The 19,045-nt window shown below is 42.7% G+C and carries 19 protein-coding genes; 12 read left to right on the top strand and 7 right to left on the bottom strand.

Annotated elements, in window-relative coordinates; genetic code table 11:
• Positions 1-55 precede the first annotated feature (55 nt).
• The 10 genes from MHH23_RS19320 (at position 56) to MHH23_RS19275 (ending at position 9,995) form a co-directional block, all read left to right on the top strand.
• Positions 56-1,381, top strand: coding sequence for an LLM class flavin-dependent oxidoreductase (locus MHH23_RS19320; protein WP_160758159.1), 1,326 nt, complete (start codon positions 56-58; stop codon positions 1,379-1,381).
• A gap of 17 nt (positions 1,382-1,398) precedes the next feature.
• Positions 1,399-1,902, top strand: a complete 504-nt coding sequence (locus MHH23_RS19315; protein ID WP_340960087.1) for a GNAT family N-acetyltransferase — start codon at positions 1,399-1,401, stop codon at positions 1,900-1,902.
• Between the two features lie 22 nt (positions 1,903-1,924).
• Positions 1,925-2,719, top strand: a complete 795-nt coding sequence (locus MHH23_RS19310; protein ID WP_007498164.1) for an amino acid ABC transporter substrate-binding protein — start codon at positions 1,925-1,927, stop codon at positions 2,717-2,719.
• 24 nt (positions 2,720-2,743) lie between these two features.
• Positions 2,744-3,418, top strand: coding sequence for an amino acid ABC transporter permease (locus MHH23_RS19305; RefSeq protein ID WP_007498163.1), 675 nt, complete (start codon positions 2,744-2,746; stop codon positions 3,416-3,418).
• 12 nt (positions 3,419-3,430) lie between these two features.
• A complete protein-coding gene (locus tag MHH23_RS19300; RefSeq protein ID WP_007498162.1) occupies positions 3,431-4,177 on the top strand; it encodes an amino acid ABC transporter ATP-binding protein in 747 nt (248 codons plus the stop codon).
• Between the two features lie 33 nt (positions 4,178-4,210).
• On the top strand, positions 4,211-5,368 hold the full coding sequence (locus MHH23_RS19295) for an amidohydrolase (protein ID WP_340960085.1): 1,158 nt from the start codon (positions 4,211-4,213) through the stop codon (positions 5,366-5,368).
• Positions 5,359-6,693 carry an MmgE/PrpD family protein gene (locus tag MHH23_RS19290; protein WP_024720191.1) on the top strand — a complete coding sequence of 445 codons (1,335 nt, stop codon included), beginning with the start codon at positions 5,359-5,361 and terminating at the stop codon, positions 6,691-6,693. Before MHH23_RS19295 ends, MHH23_RS19290 begins: the two co-directional genes overlap by 10 nt.
• A 271-nt stretch (positions 6,694-6,964) precedes the next feature.
• Positions 6,965-7,513 carry a GNAT family N-acetyltransferase gene (locus tag MHH23_RS19285; protein ID WP_327855069.1) on the top strand — a complete coding sequence of 183 codons (549 nt, stop codon included), beginning with the start codon at positions 6,965-6,967 and terminating at the stop codon, positions 7,511-7,513.
• Positions 7,514-7,882: 369 nt separating this feature from the next.
• Positions 7,883-8,578, top strand: coding sequence for a response regulator transcription factor (locus tag MHH23_RS19280; RefSeq protein ID WP_046527591.1), 696 nt, complete (start codon positions 7,883-7,885; stop codon positions 8,576-8,578).
• Positions 8,568-9,995 carry a sensor histidine kinase gene (locus MHH23_RS19275; RefSeq protein ID WP_007498154.1) on the top strand — a complete coding sequence of 476 codons (1,428 nt, stop codon included), beginning with the start codon at positions 8,568-8,570 and terminating at the stop codon, positions 9,993-9,995. Before MHH23_RS19280 ends, MHH23_RS19275 begins: the two co-directional genes overlap by 11 nt.
• 173 nt (positions 9,996-10,168) lie before the next feature.
• Here MHH23_RS19275 and MHH23_RS19270 read toward each other — a convergent pair whose 3' ends face one another.
• The 5 genes from MHH23_RS19270 to MHH23_RS19250 all read right to left on the bottom strand — a co-directional run bounded on the left by MHH23_RS19270 (position 10,169) and on the right by MHH23_RS19250 (position 15,547).
• On the bottom strand, positions 10,169-11,014 hold the full coding sequence (locus MHH23_RS19270) for a GAF domain-containing protein (protein ID WP_024720194.1): 846 nt from the start codon (positions 11,012-11,014) through the stop codon (positions 10,169-10,171).
• A gap of 152 nt (positions 11,015-11,166) precedes the next feature.
• Complete coding sequence (locus tag MHH23_RS19265; protein ID WP_224562804.1) at positions 11,167-12,543, bottom strand: aspartate kinase; 1,377 nt, start codon at positions 12,541-12,543, stop codon at positions 11,167-11,169.
• Positions 12,544-12,717: 174 nt separating this feature from the next.
• The gene (locus MHH23_RS19260; RefSeq protein ID WP_327855070.1) at positions 12,718-14,151 is read right to left on the bottom strand and encodes an MDR family MFS transporter; all 1,434 of its coding nucleotides are present in this window, start codon (positions 14,149-14,151) and stop codon (positions 12,718-12,720) included.
• A 16-nt stretch (positions 14,152-14,167) separates the two neighbouring features.
• Positions 14,168-15,034 carry a TetR/AcrR family transcriptional regulator gene (locus tag MHH23_RS19255; protein WP_008347242.1) on the bottom strand — a complete coding sequence of 289 codons (867 nt, stop codon included), beginning with the start codon at positions 15,032-15,034 and terminating at the stop codon, positions 14,168-14,170.
• 138 nt (positions 15,035-15,172) lie between these two features.
• Complete coding sequence (locus tag MHH23_RS19250; protein WP_340960083.1) at positions 15,173-15,547, bottom strand: hypothetical protein; 375 nt, start codon at positions 15,545-15,547, stop codon at positions 15,173-15,175.
• 123 nt (positions 15,548-15,670) lie between these two features.
• On the opposite strand from MHH23_RS19250, the gene MHH23_RS19245 reads away from it, so the two are divergent.
• Positions 15,671-15,982, top strand: coding sequence for an ArsR/SmtB family transcription factor (locus MHH23_RS19245; protein WP_007498144.1), 312 nt, complete (start codon positions 15,671-15,673; stop codon positions 15,980-15,982).
• An 81-nt stretch (positions 15,983-16,063) separates the two neighbouring features.
• Here MHH23_RS19245 and MHH23_RS19240 read toward each other — a convergent pair whose 3' ends face one another.
• Positions 16,064-16,615: a DUF4865 family protein gene (locus tag MHH23_RS19240; protein WP_212361743.1), complete on the bottom strand. Its 552-nt coding sequence runs from the start codon at positions 16,613-16,615 to the stop codon at positions 16,064-16,066.
• A gap of 96 nt (positions 16,616-16,711) precedes the next feature.
• Between MHH23_RS19240 and MHH23_RS19235 the strand changes: the two genes are divergently transcribed.
• Positions 16,712-17,446 carry a LysR family transcriptional regulator gene (locus tag MHH23_RS19235; protein ID WP_340960081.1) on the top strand — a complete coding sequence of 245 codons (735 nt, stop codon included), beginning with the start codon at positions 16,712-16,714 and terminating at the stop codon, positions 17,444-17,446.
• Positions 17,447-17,512: 66 nt separating this feature from the next.
• On the opposite strand, the gene gabR is transcribed toward MHH23_RS19235, so the two are convergent.
• Positions 17,513-18,937 (bottom strand): MocR-like transcriptional regulator GabR, encoded by a 1,425-nt coding sequence (gene gabR / locus MHH23_RS19230; protein ID WP_159145403.1) that lies wholly within the window; start codon positions 18,935-18,937, stop codon positions 17,513-17,515.
• Positions 18,938-19,045: the final 108 nt, after the last annotated feature.

Genomic DNA, 19,045 nt, shown 5'->3' with positions numbered 1-19,045 from the left:
TATCTTGTAAAATAATCACTTGATACAAGGAAGATATAGAAAGGATGAAGAACAAGTGTCACAGCCGAAACGGAAGCTCAAGCTAGGCGTATTCATCGCGGGAACTGGACATCATGTCGCCTCTTGGAGACATCCGAAAGCAGTACCAGACGCAGCCATGAATCTTGATTACTTTAAACAATTAGCGAAAAAGGCCGAGGAAGGGAAGCTGGATTTGCTCTTTTTAGCCGACAGCTTATCAATTAATCATACATCTCATCCAAATGTATTAACGAGATTTGAACCGCTCACCCTGCTTTCTTCGATTGCAGAGTCTACCTCAACAATTGGTTTAGCAGCAACAGCATCAACTACATACAGTGAGCCATTCCATATTGCAAGACAGTTTGCCTCACTCGATCATTTATCAGGCGGACGAGCAGCATGGAATGTGGTCACATCTTCTATTGAAGAAACAGCGAAAAATTTTAGCGGAGAAGAGCATTTAGCACACCACAAACGATACGAACGAGCTGAAGAATTCGTCGATGTCGTCAAAGGTTTGTGGGATTCTTGGGAAGAGGACGCACTTATCAGAAACCAAGAAACAGGAGAATTCTTTGAGCCTAGTAAGCTTCATGAGCTGCAGCACAAAGGTGAATTCTTCTCCGTACGGGGTCCGCTTAATGTATCACGCACCCCTCAAGGACAGCCAGTGATCATTCAAGCAGGGTCTTCTGAAGATGGTCAAAAGCTTGCGGCTAAAACGGCTGAGCTTATTTTTACGGCACAAAACGATCTCGACAAAGCGAAGGAATTTTACCAAAGCTTGAAGGGAAAAGTAGAGGCTGCTGGACGAGCTAGAGAGGATGTCAGCATCATGCCGGGCATCTTCCCAATCATTGCCGATACAGTAGAAGAGGCAAAAGCGAAGTATGAAGAATTACAAGAGCTGATTGTTCCAGAAATCGGCCTTAGCATTTTACAAAACTACTTAGGGGGTATTGATCTTTCGCAGTATCCACTAGACGGACCGCTTCCAGAGATTGATCCAAGCGCGTCAAATGCCGTGAAAAGCCGCTTTGACCTTGTGATGAATATGGCGAGAAAGGACAACCTGACCATTCGCCAGCTCTACCAATCTGTTGCAGGGTCCCGTGGGCACCATATCTTCATTGGAACACCAGAGCAGCTAGCAGATGTGATGGAGACATGGCTCGTTGAGGAAGCAGCTGACGGTTTTAACGTGATGCCGCCATTATTGCCAGAAGGACTTGATGCCTTCGTAGACCGCGTCGTTCCGATCCTTCAGGAAAGAGGCCTGTTCAAAACAGAATACACAGGAAAAACTTTACGAGAAAATCTCGGATTAAAACAGCCAAAAAATCGCTACACGACATAAAGGTGAGGTGACTAACGTTGGGATATACGTTTCGTCTGGCAACTGAGGATGATATAGAAGCGCTGCTTGAACTGACAACAAGAGCCTATGAACCGATTCGTGAGCTCGGCATCCAGTTCCAAGCAGCACATGCAGATGTCGCCCTCGTTCAGAAAAATGTACAAAAGAACCTTTGCTATGTAATGGAAGAAAACGGAGAGCTTCTCTCCACCTTATCACTCCGTATGCCTTGGGGAGAACAGCCAGGACCATTCGGCGTTCCGCATATATGGTGGTTTGCTTCAGAACCAGCGGCAAAAAAAGGCACAGGCTCAGCCTTGCTTGAGTGGGTTGAAACTGAAGTGCTAAGGGACACACTAAAGGTACCGTTTGTCTCTCTTGGGACAGCTGATAAGCATCCGTGGCTCATGGACATGTATGAGCGTAAAGGCTATATCAGAGCAGGTGAAAAGGATCTAGGCAAAGGCCATATCACCATTTATTTTAAAAAACAATTAAGATCAGATATTACACAACCATAAGAGGAAAGAAGGGTGTACGAACATGAAAAACAAAAAGTGGCTAGTTGTTTTATTTGCGGCAATGCTTGCGGTGTTAGCGGCATGCGGCGGGGGCAATCAGAGTGAAGGCAAAGACGAGAAAGTGCTTAAAGTGGGCGCTACAGGCCAAAGCTATCCATTTGCTTATAAAGAAAACGGCAAACTAGTAGGATTTGATGTCGAGGTCACAGAAGCCATTGCGAAAAAGCTAGGTTACAAACTAGACTGGCAGCTGAGTGAATTCAGCGGACTGATGGGCCAGCTGACATCTGGTAAGCTGGATACCGTATCAAACCAAGTTGCGATTACAGATGAGCGTAAACAAACGTTCAACTTTACAGATACGTATGCATACGCAGGAACACAAATCATTGTCAAGAAGGACAACAAGGACATTAAAGGACTTGACGACTTAAAAGGAAAAACGGTGGCGGCTGTTCTTGGCTCAAACCATGCCAAAAACCTAGAGAGCAAAGACCCAGACAAGAAAATCAACATTAAAACATATGAAACACAAGACGGTGTCTTAAATGAAGTCGCAAATGGCCGTGTAGATGCTTACGTCAACGGACGCAGTGTCTTGTTAGCTCAAATTGAAAAAACAGGACTTCCACTCAAAATCGTCGGCAACCCAATCGTATATGAAGAAGTCGGCTACCCATTTGCCAAAGATGAAAAGCACGACAAGCTAAGAGAAGAATTCAATCAAGCGATCAAAGAATTAAGAGAAGACGGAACACTGAAGAAATTGTCTGAGAAATATTTCAAAGATGATGTCACAGTTCCAATTAAAAAATAACAACAGCGGCGGTGAAAAGCAGACATGAATCACATTGATTGGCAGTATATGGTGACGGTTTTTCCAACCTTGATTCAATACTTGCCGATAACGATCTTCATGGCGATTGTCTCCATGGTATTTGCCATTATCATTGGTGTGGTATTCGCGCTTATAACGAAAAACCGGATACCTGTCTTATACCAATTTGCCAAGCTGTATATTTCTTTTTTCAGAGCGGTTCCAACTTTGGTTCAGCTCTTTCTCATTTATTTTGGTCTTCCGCAGCTATTCCCTGCGATGACCTCAATGGATGCCTTAACAGCGGTCATTATCGGTTTAAGTATTAAAAACTCAGCGTACTTAGCAGAAATTTTTAGAGCGGCTCTTAATTCAGTGGATGAAGGGCAGCTTGAGGCCTGTTTATCTGTCGGCATGACAAGATGGCAGTCTTACGTCAGAATTATTTTCCCGCAGGCCGTCAGAAATGCCATTCCAGCGACGGGGAATACCTTTATTGGACTTTTAAAAGAAACATCGCTTGCCTTTACCATTGGGGTGGCAGAAATGTTTGCGCAAGGGAAAATGATTGCATCGGCCAACTATAAGTACTTTGAAACGTATTTAGCGGTTGGCATTGTGTATTGGGTACTCACCATCATTTATAGTTTCCTACAAGACCTATTTGAACGAAAAATCAGCAAACCTTACCGGAATTAAGGAGGTGTGGACATGATCAAGCTCACCAATTTGAAAAAATCATTCGGCGACCTTGTCGTCTTAGACGGAATTAATCTTGACGTGCAAAAAGGGCAGGTTGTGGCCATTATCGGACCTTCTGGCTCCGGTAAATCAACATTGCTGCGCTGTCTAAATCTATTAGAAACGCCAGATGAAGGTACGATTGAAATTGGCGATGCGAAGCTGAATGCGTCTAAATATACACGTAAAGAAGCCCATCACCTGCGTCAGCAAACGGCCATGGTGTTTCAAAACTATAATTTATTCAAAAACAAAACAGCCCTGCAAAACATTACAGAGTCACTGCTTGTGACGAAAAAAATGACAAAACAGCAGGCAAATGAGATCGGTATGAAGCTATTGAAACAAGTAGGGCTAGAACAAAAAGCTGACAGCTACCCGGTCACACTATCCGGCGGTCAGCAGCAGCGAATCGGGATTGCCCGAGCCTTAGCGGTTGATCCACATGCGATTTTGCTGGATGAACCAACATCAGCACTCGATCCAGAACTTGTCTCAGGTGTGCTTCAAGTCATTAAATCCATTGCCATTCAAGAAACAACGATGATCATCGTGACACATGAAATGGCGTTTGCAAGAGAAGTAGCAGATCATGTGATTTTTATGGCAGATGGTCATATCATTGAGCAGGGAACGCCAACCGAACTATTTGACGAAACGAAGAATGAACGAACAAAACGATTTATCCAAAAAGAAGCAGCGGCTGAAGAAGCATAAGCTGCTTTTTACTCTTTAGAGGGGTGAGTATCAGTGAAATCAATAGAAAATGAAGCTTTAAACAAACGTTTAATTAACATACGCCGAGCGCTTCATGAGCATCCAGAGCTAGCATTTGAAGAGTATGAAACGACAAAAAAACTACGAGGCTGGTTAGAAGAGGAAGGGATCACAGTGCTCGATTTCCCAGACCTTCAAACAGGGGTCGTTTGTGAAATCAAAGGAGAACAAGAGGGACCAACGATTGCTCTGAGAGCCGATATTGACGCACTTCCAATTGAAGAAGCATCTGGCGAACCATTTTCTTCAAAGATACAAGGGAAAATGCATGCATGCGGCCATGATTTCCATACCGCTTCGATTTTTGGTGCGGCCGTCCTATTAAACGAACGGAAACATGAGCTCAAGGGAACAGTCCGCATTTTGTTCCAGCCGGCTGAGGAAGTGGCGCAAGGAGCGAAACACGTCATAGAGGCAGGCGTCTTAAATGGAGTGGATGCGATATTTGGTATGCACAATAAACCTAACCTGCCAGTTGGCACCATCGGGATAAGAGAAAAAGCATTAATGGCGAGTGTCGATCGCTTTGAAATTGACATTCAAGGAACGGGTGGTCATGCTGGAATTCCAAATCACACAATTGATCCGATTGCCATCAGCGGTCAGATCACAAGCGCCCTACAGCAAATTGTCAGCCGCCGCATTAGTTCTTTACATCATGCTGTTGTCAGCATCACACGTATTCAAGGCGGCACATCATGGAATGTGATACCTGATCGCGTCGAGATGGAAGGGACCGTTCGGACGTTTGAACCTGAAGTGAGAGCGATGATTCCAGATCTCATGAAACAGATCGTGAGCGGTATCGCAGAAGGATTTGGCGCAAAGGCAGAAGTGAAATGGCATCCGTATTTACCTTCTGTGATGAATGACGAGCGTTTGACAAAGGTTGTGGAAGAAACGGCAGGAGCGCTTGATCTCGCAGTAGTGGAGGCAGAACAGTCACCAGGCGGAGAAGACTTTGCCCTTTACCAAGAGCACATTCCAGGCTTTTTCGTCTGGATGGGGACGAGCGGTACCGAGGAATGGCATCACCCTGCCTTTACGTTAAATGAAGACGCACTCCCTGTTGCCGCTGCCTTCTTTACCGAGCTTGCGGTTCGGGCATTGGAGTCAAGATCATGGAACTAACGAAACAGCTCGCAGAGGCAGTGCTCTCTGCTGATCCGCTGCAAGATCAACAGGCCGTTCAAATGGCTCGAAACGGTTTGTTAGACGCTGCGGCAGCAGCGCTTGCTGCAAAAGAGGATGAAGGGATTCAGAAGCTCATGGCGCTGGTGGAACAAGAAGGCGGCGCGGCTCAAATTCCTGTCATTGGACAAGGGAAGAAGGTCAGCCGTCAATCCGCGGCCATGCTAAATGGCTACCTGATTCACGCCCTTGATTATGATGATGTGCATTCTGATGTGAGAGGACACCCAAGTGCGGTCATCATCCCGGCCTTGCTTTCCCAGCTGACCAACGGGGAGGCGTACAGTGATCGATTTCTAGCAGCCTACATTACTGGCGTCGAAGTAATGGCAAGGCTAGGTGAATCCATCGGCAAGTCGCACTATGAGCGGGGCTGGCATAATACGGGAACTCTCGGAGCCATTGCAGCAGTCTGTGCGATTGGTTATTTGAAACAAGTTTCACAGAAAGAGCTGGCGAAAGCGATCGGCTTTGCAGGTGCGCAATCAGCTGGAATGCGAAAGCAGTTTGGGACTGATATGAAACCATTACAAGCTGGCCTCGCCGCTAAAACAGCCGTATGGTCCATGGATTTAGCTTGTTCAGGTTTTGGCGGGAGTGAATCGCTTCTGGATGGAGAGCTGGGCTTCTTTTCTCTCTATGGGGATCAGAAACTAGCGGAAAGACGTCTGCTAGACGACTATGGCACTGCGTGGCGTATCGTGTCGCCAGGCCTATGGTTTAAAGTGTATCCGTTCTGTTCAGCGGCGCATCATGCAGCTGATGCGATCGAGTCATTGGTACAAGAACACTCTTCCTTACAGGGGAAGATCGAACAGGTCGACATCATGTTTCCGCCTGGCGGAGATGCCGCACTCACGGAGCGGACACCTTTGACGGGAGAAGAGGGACGATTTAGTGTCGAGTATGTCATCGCACTAGCGGTGTTTGGACAACCTTTATCACTGGATGCTTTTACGAAAAAAGCCATTTCACCAGAGCTGCGGACATGGATGAAGCGGGTAAATAGAGTATATGATCAAACGATAGAACCCCATCCAGACGCAGTGCCAAAAGGACGATTTACGATTGTAAAGCTCACCTTATCTGACGGCACCACCATCAGCAAACGGGTCGATATCCCTCGGGGAGCACCAGGCTGTGCGTTATCGACAGAAGACATCATACAAAAGTTAAGCAGCGTCACCAGCACATCACAGGCAAAGCAGCTTTTACAGGCGGTTGAAGAGGGGAATGACGCTGCTTATCTGAAGTTGCTCGTGTGATATGAAAAAAGCTCATCTTTGGAGATGAGCTTTTTAAATGTCCTTATTCTTATAAGAGTGAATACACTTATGACGTCAAAGAAGATATTCTCTTCGTCAGGTAACAATTGATCTTGATCTACAACAATCACATTTAAAAACGATCCTATTCTATGACAGAGGCAAAACGAGTTTTATCTTTTAGGTGTATTTTTAAAGGTATCAAATCGCAAATCGACGAATTTAGTAGTACGATTAAAGATTTAAATCATTGAAATGAAGGGAGTATGAAATGTTAACGATTCGTCGTATCTATCAAAAAAATTATCCTAAAGGAAAACAAGTATATTATCAATATACATCTGAAAAATACTATGATATTCATATGGAAACCAGTCACAATGGTTGGAACATCTCCCTTACAGAAGAAGTATTTGAAGCGCCAGTTAAAAAAAATTTAAAAGAGGAGATTTTCGATCCATATAAAGAGGGTTCAGAGGTTTACGTGTCAGAGATGAATGGTGAAGAAACTGGAATTATAGTCATTCAACACATGAAATGGAATAATACATTACTCATTCATGATTTATATGTGGATAAACAATTTAAAAGAAAAGGTATTGGCAGCACTTTCATTAAAATGGCAAAAAAACGCGCTCGTGAATTGAGAGTTAGAATGATTGTATTAGAAACCCAATCATCCAATTTTCCAGCTATCCAGTTTTATTTGAAAAATGGCTTTCAACTGATTGGATTAAATGTCAACTCTTATTCAAATGAAGATATAAAGAAAAAGGAAATTCGCATCGAAATGGGGTGCCTTATAGAAAATCACAATTAGCTTCGTTAGGACATACCGCCCTCGATATGCATGACCAGTTCCAAACTGTTTTATATAGACCATTTATAATGATCAGGAAGCGTGTCATTTCATTCTTTTACTTCATGGGAGACTTCTTCTTCTCAAAGAACGTAAATGACACTGTCCTCATCTTAGACTATCCTCTACAATTCCTTCATTTTTCCATTCTACGATATTAAAAAAGAACAATGTGATTCCCCAAAATGTCAACTCCATCAAAAAGTATGAATAAAAGATGACCAAAGCATGATAAGTTCATGAAATCGTATCAATCCAATTGAGATTTGAGAAGGAACATGTAAAATAAAGCTACATAAAGAAAAACAAAGGCAACAGCGGAGGCTGATGATGAAAATATTAATGATTGAAGATAACCAGAGTGTTTGTACAATGACGGATATGTTTTTTCAACGAGAAGGGTTTCAAGCGGAATTCGTCCATGATGGATTAGAAGGATTGAATCGATTTAAGCAAGAGGAGGATTGGGATCTGCTCATCTTAGATGTCATGCTTCCTTCAATGGATGGTCTGACCATTTGTCAAAAAGTACGCCAGATCAGTGATGTTCCGATTATTATGCTGACAGCAAAGGAAACGGAATCTGATCAGGTGCTGGGCTTCGATCTTGGGGCAGATGATTATGTGACAAAACCCTTTAGTCCGCTCACCTTAATGGCAAGAATCAAAGCAGTGAAACGACGTTTTGCTCAAACAACATCTACTGAAGAAGGAGCGAAAGAGGATGAACGGCTAGAGACCGAACATTTTCAGTTAGATAAAAAAACGAGAGAAGTGTTTCTAGAGGGGAAACGGATCGAAAATTTAACGCCAAAGGAATACGATCTGCTGTGCTTTTTTATTCAGCATCCTCGGCAAGTATTTTCACGAGAACAATTGCTGGAGCAAATTTGGGGATACCAATTTTATGGTGATGAACGAACAGTTGATGTTCATATTAAACGATTGCGCCAAAAAATCGGAGACGGACCTAAGCCCTTTCTGTATACGGTATGGGGCGTAGGGTATAAGTTCGATGAAGATTAAATATTTTTACCAGTTGCTGATTAGTCACCTTGGGTTATTGCTCATTGCCATCATTATTATCAGCACCCTCATGTCTCATTTTGTAAAAGATATTGCCTATCAAAATAGGGTAGACGAAATGAGTTCGTATGGGAATGAAATTTTGGAGAATTTTAAACAACTGTCGAAAGCCGAGATGAACTTCCGTTTGCGTCCATTTGAAGACATTCTTTCGACAAGACAAATCCGTTTTTTCGTCTTTGATGAAAAAGGGACTGTGTTGTCTCAGCAGCAAGAGATGCCACCGCATGAAGCGTTACTCACAAAAGATTTGTGGGCCAAGCTTGCAAAAGGAGAAGAAATCATTGTCAAGCGAAGTGATTCGCGCCGGCTTGATCAAGAAGCATCACTTGTGGCACTTCCTGTCATGGAAGACGGAAAGCTGAAGGGCGGGGTGGTGCTCATAGCTCCTATTCAAGGAGCAGAAGAGCTGATTGCTCAAATGAACCGGTATTTATATATCATCGTGTTTGTGGCATTGACGATTACCTTTATTCTCAGCCTGTTTCTGTCGAAGTTCCATGTGAATCGTATCAAAAAACTGAGAGAGGCAACTGAGAAAATTGCGCATGGTGACTACAACATTCATCTTGAAAACAAACACCTTGATGAAATTGGCACACTAGGTGAGGATTTTAATATGATGGCCAATCGTCTTCAACGGTCAAGAGAGGAAATTGACCGGCTTGAAAAACGGAGACGCCAATTCATTGCGGATGTGTCTCACGAATTGAAAACACCGCTGACGACCATTCGAGGATTGGTCGAATGGCTGAATACTGCGGATGTGCCGGCAGAAGAGAAAGAGAAATGCTATGCGCTCATCACTGATGAGACAAAACGAATGCTGCGTCTCGTCAATGAAAATATGGATTATGAGAAAATCAGGTCGAATCAAATCACCCTTCAAAAATTTCACTATCCACTCATTGATACGTTTGAAGTGATTAAGGAGCAGCTGAGCCGAATGGCTGAAGAGAAAAACAATCAGCTCATGGTAGAGGTTCACCCTGAACAAAAGGTATACGCAGATTATGACCGGCTCATTCAAATCCTCGTCAACATCACAAAGAACGCCATCCAATTTACAGAAGGCGGCCGTATTTCTTTGAGAGGGAAAGAAGAGAATGGGGAAACGATCATTGAAGTAGAAGACACGGGAATCGGCATTGCACCCGAAGAAGTCAAACACATTTGGGAACGTTTTTATAAAGCGGATATTTCGAGAACGAATACACCATATGGAGAATACGGACTTGGCCTGTCGATTGTCAAGCAGCTTGTGGACTTGCACGACGGACAGATTGATTTAAAAAGTGAAAAACATAAGGGAACAACATTTATCATTCGTTTACCGCTTCCACAGGAAAAGGGCTAAACTCTGTTTAGCCTCAGCGTGTAGACAAACCCTCGCATTCGGTGTCAGTCCTGCGTGCCGGTGAAATTCGCTCCGCGCCGGTACTCGTCTTTCCTAGACTGCAAAGGTTTTCTATCACGCTGAAAAGAAGAAAAAGGGCTAAACTCCGTTTAGCCCTTTTTGGTGTATCTTCATCATTCTGTTTTGGAGAACGTTAGGCCGATATGAGCAAGTGCCTGCGGTAAATCCTTACGAATGGTGATGTCTTTAAATGAAATATTCGATTGAATCGCACTCAGCGCAAGGTCTTGCTTAATTCCTGTTAAAACAGCTGAAATGCCTAACAGTCTTAACGTTTGTGCATAGCTGACCAAGTATTGAATGCTTTGTTCATTGAGTCGTTTTGTCCCTGAAACATCAATGACCAAATGAGAGAGCGACAGCCTGTAACTTTCCTGTAAAATGGTTTCTAAAATATGCTGCGCACGTGTCTCTTCGATATCACCAAGAAGAGGGAGCACGGCGACACCGTCAACAACAGGTACGATCGGTACAGATAATTGCTGAATCTGCCGATTGGCCTGGTCGAGTTCTAAGACGTAACTCAACAAAGATGCCATCGTTTCAAACATATGAACATGCTCTTCTGTAAATTGCTGCGGCCTTAGGTCAAGTCCACAAATGGTTCCGTAGTTCGTACCATCAGTAAAATCGATGGGAACCCCAATAAATGAGCCGCCTTGCAGCTGTTTCGTGACGTCTAAGTTTTTTGAACGCTCGTCCAAGCGGATATCAGGGATCAACAGCGTATCGCGATGATCGACCGCCAGCTTGCAAAATGTCTTCTCGTAAGGATTTTCTTCCCCTTCTTCAAGAAGCTGCTCGTCATGATTTAGCACCTTCACAATCTGATTGGTGTTTTGATCATTTTTAGCAATAAACAGTGTATTCATATGAATGAATTGACTCATCATGTTTAAAATACTTGTAGAAGCATCATGAAAATTGCGAAACTGTTTTAATAGTTGTTGACGAGGCATGGATTAGGACTCCTTGTAGCTCCGATCAATGGCCGGAACAATAGTTGATTTGTCTCTATCATACAAAATCAAACGAGAAATAGATATACTTTAATGCGCAAATCGTGTGAGATCAAAAAGACTGCCGATCCGGAGATCTGACAGTCTGCTGATTAAATGGAGACAGGCACCGTGGACATAGAGAAAAATTCCTCATATAAGGCTTGAACGGCTTCTTTTTCTTGAGCCGCTTTGACGCCAAACATCATGCTCACCTCTGAAGAGCCTTGGTTGATCATTTCAATATTCACTTTGGCTTTTGACAGTGCTTTTGCCGCTCTTGCTGTTGTACCAACATTATGACGCATCGCTTCTCCTACGACCATAATAAGCGAGAGGTTCCGCTCTAAAACCACTTCATCTGCATCAAGCACAAGCTTTAATCGGTCTAAAAGCTCTTGTTCAATCTGTTGCTCCTCCAGCTGATCCTGCCTTAAAATAATGGTCATATCATCAATGCCAGAAGGCACGTGTTCATACGTAAGTCCATATTCCTCTAACGTTTGCAACACCTTACGTCCAAAGCCCACTTCTCGGTTCATCAAATACTTAGAGATATAAATACTGCAAAATCCATTGTCTGACGCGATTCCCACAACAGGGCCATTCGTATGATCCCGTTGATTTACAATTTTTGTGCCTTTGGCCGTTGGATTATTGGTGTTCTTAATCTGAACAGGAATGCCTGCCCGAAAGGCTGGAATAAGTGCCTCATCATGAAATACAGAAAAACCCGCATAGGACAATTCACGCATTTCACGATAAGTCAGCTCTGTGATTTCCTTTGGTTCATGAACGATCGTTGGATTGACGGCGTAGACTGCATCCACATCCGTAAAGTTTTCATACACATCTGCCTTCAGTCCATTTGCCAAAATGGAACCGGTAATGTCTGATCCACTACGGGAAAAAGTGACGATATCACCCGCTAGACTAAAACCGAAAAAGCCAGGGAACACAATAATGCCAGAGCGTTCTCTTAATTTGTACAAATGATCATACGATTCTGGAAGGACTTGCGCTTGACCAGGCTCGTCGCTGACAAATAGACCGGCTTCTTTTGGATTCACATAGTGCGCTTCGACGCCTTGATGCTGAAAGTAGGCTGCAATCAGCTTTGCGTTATTATCTTCACCGCTTGCTTTAATCGCATCAAGATAACGCTCAGGATGAGAAGAATCAGCCTGTAATAACGTGTTTACATCTTGCCGGATGGTGTCAATAATGTCTTGACCTAATCCCAGCTCATCCGCAATCGAGGCATATCGCTCGATGACAGCTTCTTGTAAATCGTTTGCTTCACCTAAACGTAAATATTGTTCACCGCAACTAATTAATAGATCGGTGACCTTCGTATCCGTTGAATGCCGTTTTCCTGGTGCGGAAACAACGACTGCTTTTCGAGCTGGATCTGCTGTGACAATGTCAAATACCTTTTGCAGCTGCTTGCCAGAAGCAAGAGAACTGCCACCAAATTTAACGACCTTCAATGCATACATCTCCTATAGTAAAAATTTTCTCACAAATTGAATAGTTTCTATTATCAACTCTTTTCTTCAAATTATCAAGGTTTTTCTTCTCTGAATGAACAAATGTATTTTTGGGGAGGACGTTATGTGTGAATAGATGAAAAAAGAGCCGGCGATATGCCGAGCTCTTTGTCTTTATGAAGAAGAGGACGAAGAAGATAGCTCCTGCTTCATCACTTTGTTTTTACGTTTTTCTTTTAAGAAGAACGAGAGAACGAGTCCAATGACCGCAATAGCACCAGACACGATAAATGACGTATTCATACCATGAACGGCTGACTTCATTGGATCGGATAATGCTGCATTGGCAGCAGAGCTGCTCATAATGGAGACAAGCACAGCCGTCCCGATAGAGCCGCCCATTTGTCTCATCGTATTATTCATTGCTGTCCCGTGCGGAATCAAATGCGGTGGTAACGAGTTAATACCTGCTGTTGTCAGCGGCATCATGATCATCCCAACCCCGATTAAGCGGAGCGTGTAGGCCACTGTAATGAGGGTAATCGATGAATCAAGGTTCAGCATCATAAATGGCAGGGAAGTGACAGCTAATATCGTAAACCCGCCTAGAGCCAGCCCTTTACCGCCTACTTTGTCAAAAATTCGTCCGATAATTGGTGATAGGAACCCCATAAAGAGAGCCCCTGGCAATAAGATCAGCCCTGTATCAAGGGCAGATAACCCTCTGACATTCTGCGTATAGAGCGGCAGAATCGTCTCTGTTCCAATCAGTAAAGCAAAGACGAGCATACCGAGGAAGGTCGTTAAGCTAAAGATCGCAAACTTAAAGACGCCAAACTCAAGCATCGGTCTTTTCAAATTCGACTGACGCAGGATAAAGAAGAACAAGCTCACAGCACCGACAATGAGTGAAATCAGAACGGTCGCACTCGTCCAGCCATACGTTCCGACACTTGAAAATCCGTACAGCAGTCCGCCAAATCCGAAGGAAGACAGGATCACCGATAAGACATCGATACGAGTGTCTCTTTGCTGTGTGACATTTTTCATTAAGAAGAAAGCAAGAATGAGATCAATAATACCGATTGGAAGAACAATATAGAATAAGAACTTCCAGCTAAAGGAATCGACAATCCAGCCGCCAAGTGTTGGTCCAAGCGCCGGTGCGAATGAAATCACTAGTCCGACCATACCCATGGCTTGCCCGCGTTTTTCTTTTGGGAAAATGGTTAAAAAGATCGTTTGCATGAGCGGCATCAAAATCCCTGCGCCAGCTGCCTGCACGATACGTGCTGCAAGTAGCACCGGGAAATTCGTGGCGAACGAAGCAAGAATGGTACCTGCTGTAAAAATGCTAAGAGCCGTTAAGACTAAGGAACGGCTTGAAAATTTCTCAATTAAAAAGGCCGTAATTGGGATGAGAATCCCGTTTGTCAGCATAAAGGCTGTGGTCAGCCATTGGCCTTTACTGACATCAATATTGAACTCTTCCATGATATGCGGGATCGCTGGAATGAGAAGCGTTTGGTTTAAGATCGCAACGAACGCCCCAACGAGGAAAATCCCAACAATCACAGACCGGTTATACGATGTTGTTGATTGGTTCATATTATCCCTTCTTTATCTATAAAATAATGCTTTTCAGCTGTGACACGTTTTGAGATAAAACGCTGTGTTTGCCTAAATAATCAAGCAATGAGCTGATTAAAAAGGTTCTCGGTTGGTCCTTTGACAGTTCTTGACTCAGCAGCTCAAACGCAGAGAGGAGATCGTCCTTTTCTTCTCCGTTTGATAGTGTGTGAAGCTCTTGTTTTATTTTTGTTAAGTACGAGATGACAAGCTTTTCTTCATCATATTCTTCCTGTGTGGAAAGCAAATAAGAGTCCATCAGCTGATCTGTTAGCACAGGCTCAATGGAGCAAGGCTTTATTGATACACGGTCCATCACACCGATGATCATTTCGGCGGCATTTTCTAATTGGATGTTCTTGTGCTCAATCGCCAACATCAAGATGAATTCTCTCATTAATCCGTTGAGGACAATCACAAGATCCCACACATAAGGCGCAACAGATTCACCATATGTGCTTAAAATGATGTCTCTGTGCCGCTGCATGATAATGGAGCGTGTCTCACGTAAATGCTTAATGACGATGGGCGAATGCTGTGAAAAAGCTTCAAAGGACAGCATATTCAAAAATTTATGATTCTCTTTAAACTCTTCAAGCTCAAGCTTAATCTTTTTTGTGAATTTTTCCTTTTTGGACAGCGTCGTTTCGGAATGAATGATCTGAGAAATCTCTCTCATTTTGCGCTGATTGTATTTAATCAGTTCCAATAGAAGAGCTTCCTTTGAATCAAACAGTTTATAAATAGACGCTTTTGATATTTTACAGGCATCAGCAATTGACTGCATGGAGACACTCATATAGCCTTTTTGAGAAAATAATTTCTTCGATACCCGCAAAATCTCTTCTTGCTTTTCGTTCATCTTCATAAGTCCTTTCCGAATCGGCAAAACCATATGGTCACAATGGAAACCGAGTGGTCACTTTTGCTATGATAACAAAACCAATGGCACATGACAAGAAAATGAACTTAAAAAAATACCTATCTGATGACAGGTATTTTATCCTTCCGCATGTGCGGCATATATGTGGATTTGTCCGTTACGTTCGGCGATTAAAAGGTCTTCTCGCTCCTTGACAGAGTAAATAGGTGTTCCTTTTTTCAACCGAGAAGCTGTTCCATGTTCAAAATGTGTGGTAGCTGTTCTCTGAATGACACCTACTTGCTGATGTTTTGTTACATTTAATGATTTTGTCCAATCTATGTTTGTTTCATAGATCGTTTCTTCCCATTGAAATAAATCTGCCTGTGGATCGAGAGCTAATAACTCTTCTGCACTAGGTGGTTTTGACTCAAATTGCTGAACAGATTGGCAGGCGCATAAGCTCGTTGCCAATAAGAGCATGAATAAGCAAGTCCATATTGTACGTGTCAAATAAGGTTCTTCCCTTCAAAATAGTGTCTATGAGTCATAGTCGTTTCCAAAGGTTGTCGCGTTACAATGTCATAGGCGAGTAACGAGATTGTATGTTAGAACAAAATACGATACATTTATCGTATGAATAATCCAAATCATCCAACCCAAGAAAACATGAGACTCATTTCTGTGCTGCAAGCATTGGCTGACCCTGTTCGGCTGGAGATTGTCCGCTGCTTAGCAGAAGCGGGTGAGAGAACATGCGGTACGTATCATATGAACATTGCCAAGTCCACACTGTCGCATCACTTTAAAGTACTAAGAGAAGCAGGCATCGTGAAAGTGAGAATTGACGGGAAGCACCGTTACTACTCTCTCAGAAAGGACGACATTGATACCGCTTTTCCAGGCCTCTTGTCATCCGTATTAGCTGTAGACAAGGAGCGGTGGTAAGAGAATTTTGCATCAATAAATGACAAATCCCCAAGGCATTGTGACCTTGGGGATTTGTGATGCGTCTCGTGTAAAAGGGAATTAGGCCATTGAATGATCCATAGACAGATGGATAATCTCATAAGTGTGAATTTGCTTCTCTATATTCACTGGCAATGAGTCTAGAAAAGAATATTTGACGCATTTCCATTTATCGGGGTTATATACGATGACTTCACCCTTATTGTCGTTAAAATGGGAAAAGAGATGAGCGATATCTAGGTTTTCCAGACAATCAGTAGGATGAATCGTCACATACTCTTCAAGAACGAATGTGCTACGATGAAAATCATCTGTTAAATGAACGGAATACGTGATGCCAATATTGATTTGTTTCCAGCCAAAAGAACGTAAAATCTGATCAAATGACCCCTTAAACACAAAATCCGTCATGCCCTCAGATTGTTTCCAAATATACAATGGGCAATAGCCATTGTGTAAACTCCTATGTTTGTCTTTTTCAGTGATCAAATAAGCTTTAAATAATAAATCCTGATATCCATCTGTTTTCCATCCATTGTTCAGTACTCTTTTTCTAATGATATTCATATCATAATCCGCAGGCAGATCCACATGATATTGCATGGCATGCATAGAAACACTCCCTTTCAATAGCCATCATAATCGACTTCAAACCAGTTGAATAATACATATTTGTGTTATTGTTATCACAAAAAGTGATAGGTGATCATGATGAATATAAATGATTTGATTATTTTTATAGAGGTGTATCAAAAAGAATCGATTAATCAAGCGGCTAAAGCTTTAGGGTATGCGCAATCCAATATTTCACAAAGAATCAAAGCGCTTGAAACTTTATATGATGCAACATTTTTTATCCGGCATCATCATGGAATCAGTTCAACAGGTCAGGGGGATTTATTTTATCAATACGCTCAAAAAATCGTAAAAGAAACGAAGGACATTCAACAAAAATTGACTTCAAAGAAAAAGACCGTTTTATGCTCTGAACTTCTATTTAACGTTTTATACGAGCAACGAGTTTTAGAGGATATTCAAGCCACTGATTTTATCATTGCTTCATCAAATACGATCAACAAAAAGTTAACAGAGGATGTGTATGATCAAATTATTTCTTTTAATCAAATGGAAAAAGCGGAATATCAATTAAAAGAGGTAAAGAGCTTGGCATTGAACGTGTATGGAAAATCTAAAGAAATATACGATGATGATATCTCATTGGTCGTGAATCGTGATCAGCTTTGCCCATTAAGACATGAGGCCAGACGTATGCTGGGTGATCGAACCCTATTTGAGTTAGATTCGTTTGAAGGAATGATCAAAATCGTTGAACAGGGAGATGGTATTGCGTTACTTCCAACCAACTTAAAAAGCATTCAAACACTCGTGAAATTGCTAGAAAAAAATATTCACATCAACTATTACGTTTATGAAAGAATGTGATCGTAACACTCCTCTATGGGTTTAGTCCCGTCAAAGGAGCGCCACGATTCATCTACATGAGCTGTTTCATTTCCCATAAATCGAGTCATACAGGCGTTTCACCGCTGGCTTAATATCCTCTGGCCGCATGTGCGAAAAGCCGAGGACGAGCGGGACAAAGCCTTCTTTGTGACCAGGCACATGCTCATCAAGGGTAAAACGGTCCATCCCGTACATTTTTAGCTTTCGATCTTTGGCACGTTGTAAAATCTCATGCTGCGTGCGGTTTGAACGGAACTCTGCGATAAAATGAAGCCCTGCATTTTCCCCGATAATCCTTACGTTGTCACGAAAGACAGTGTCGAGCTCTCCAATGAGCTGTTTTCGTTTTTCCTCATATAGCCCATTCATTCTTTTAATATGCCGCTGATAGGCGCCATCTTTTATAAAATAAAGAAGGGTGTATTGTGTAAAAAGGTTAGCCGTTTGAATAAAAAAGTGCTGTTCTTCTTTATAGCGTCTTAATAAATGCTGCGGCAGCACCATGTAGCTGATCCTCAAGCCGGGCAGCAATGATTTCGAAAAGGTCCCCATATAAATGACTTTGTCATAGCGATCAAGGCTCTGCAGCGCCGGTATGCTGTCTGTACCGTACTTAAATTCACTGTCATAATCGTCCTCAATGATATAGCGGTCTGGCTGATCAGCCGCCCAGTTTAACAGCTGTATCCGCCGGGAAATCGGCATGATCACCCCTGTTGGGAACTGATGAGAAGGCGTAATGATCAAGACATTTGGCTCTTTCTTCTGAATATCGCTCATCCGCACCCCTTTTCGATCAATGCCAATCGTTTCAATCCGGTGATGATTGTTTTTCAGCATTTGATACAGTCTGCGATAGCCGGGGTTTTCTAATCCATATATTTGATCAGCTGGAAGGATGCTAGATAATGAATGAATGAGTGACTGTGTACCCGCACTTAAAATGAGCTGTTCGGGGTAGCATTTGACCCCTCGTGCAAGTCCAATCAGCCGGGCAATCGTTTCCCGTAGTTCATAGACGCCTTGTGGGTGCGGCAGCTCACCAAAGGCTTCTTGGTGGAGATGAATCGCTTTTTGCTCACTTTTCAGCCAGCTTTTAAAAGGAAAATTGGCTGTATCAACAGAAATATGAGAAAAGGAATACCAGTCATCTCGCTCAATCGGATTCTCTTTTAAATCAGCTGGAAGGGAAGAGGGTTTCAGTTGACCTGATTCATGAAATGTTTCCAGTGATTCCACAAAAAAGCCTTTCCGTTCAACTGAATATAAATATCCCTCGGCAAGCAGCTGCTGATAGGCGCCATTCACTGAATTGACGCTGACGTTTAAAGTATCTGCTAACTCTCGTTTAGACGGTAATTGATCGTGTGGTTGCAGGTTGCGGTTTAAAATTTCCTCTTTAATTTTCGTGTAAATTTGATGATAAATAAACCCGTTTTCCCCTGTTTGATCTAGTTGAATTGTCAGCATCTCGTCATTCCATCCTCTCTGGTACCATGAAAAAAATGATATTGGTACTTTCTATCATACCAAAAAATATTCAGAATAATAAAAAAGACATAAAGGGGATGGATGACA

It is taken from the genome of Bacillus sp. FSL K6-3458, from assembly GCF_038005045.1.
In the GTDB taxonomy this organism is placed as follows: domain Bacteria; phylum Bacillota; class Bacilli; order Bacillales; family Bacillaceae; genus Bacillus; species Bacillus altitudinis.
This window is presented reverse-complemented; position numbering and strand designations above follow the sequence as displayed.

Excerpts from the sequence above, each read along its gene's own strand:
- MHH23_RS19240 (WP_212361743.1), bottom strand. The coding sequence starts at position 16,615 with ATGCATGCCATGCAATATCATGTGGATCTGCCTGCGGATTATGATATG.
- MHH23_RS19280 (WP_046527591.1), top strand. The coding sequence starts at position 7,883 with ATGAAAATATTAATGATTGAAGATAACCAGAGTGTTTGTACAATGACG.
- MHH23_RS19290 (WP_024720191.1), top strand. The coding sequence starts at position 5,359 with ATGGAACTAACGAAACAGCTCGCAGAGGCAGTGCTCTCTGCTGATCCG.
- MHH23_RS19310 (WP_007498164.1), top strand. The coding sequence starts at position 1,925 with ATGAAAAACAAAAAGTGGCTAGTTGTTTTATTTGCGGCAATGCTTGCG.
- MHH23_RS19235 (WP_340960081.1), top strand. The coding sequence starts at position 16,712 with ATGATGAATATAAATGATTTGATTATTTTTATAGAGGTGTATCAAAAA.
- MHH23_RS19305 (WP_007498163.1), top strand. The coding sequence starts at position 2,744 with ATGAATCACATTGATTGGCAGTATATGGTGACGGTTTTTCCAACCTTG.
- MHH23_RS19245 (WP_007498144.1), top strand. The coding sequence starts at position 15,671 with ATGAATAATCCAAATCATCCAACCCAAGAAAACATGAGACTCATTTCT.
- MHH23_RS19255 (WP_008347242.1), bottom strand. The coding sequence starts at position 15,034 with ATGAACGAAAAGCAAGAAGAGATTTTGCGGGTATCGAAGAAATTATTT.
- MHH23_RS19300 (WP_007498162.1), top strand. The coding sequence starts at position 3,431 with ATGATCAAGCTCACCAATTTGAAAAAATCATTCGGCGACCTTGTCGTC.
- MHH23_RS19270 (WP_024720194.1), bottom strand. The coding sequence starts at position 11,014 with ATGCCTCGTCAACAACTATTAAAACAGTTTCGCAATTTTCATGATGCT.
- MHH23_RS19275 (WP_007498154.1), top strand. The coding sequence starts at position 8,568 with ATGAAGATTAAATATTTTTACCAGTTGCTGATTAGTCACCTTGGGTTA.
- MHH23_RS19285 (WP_327855069.1), top strand. The coding sequence starts at position 6,965 with ATGTTAACGATTCGTCGTATCTATCAAAAAAATTATCCTAAAGGAAAA.
- gabR (WP_159145403.1), bottom strand. The coding sequence starts at position 18,937 with ATGCTGACAATTCAACTAGATCAAACAGGGGAAAACGGGTTTATTTAT.
- MHH23_RS19260 (WP_327855070.1), bottom strand. The coding sequence starts at position 14,151 with ATGAACCAATCAACAACATCGTATAACCGGTCTGTGATTGTTGGGATT.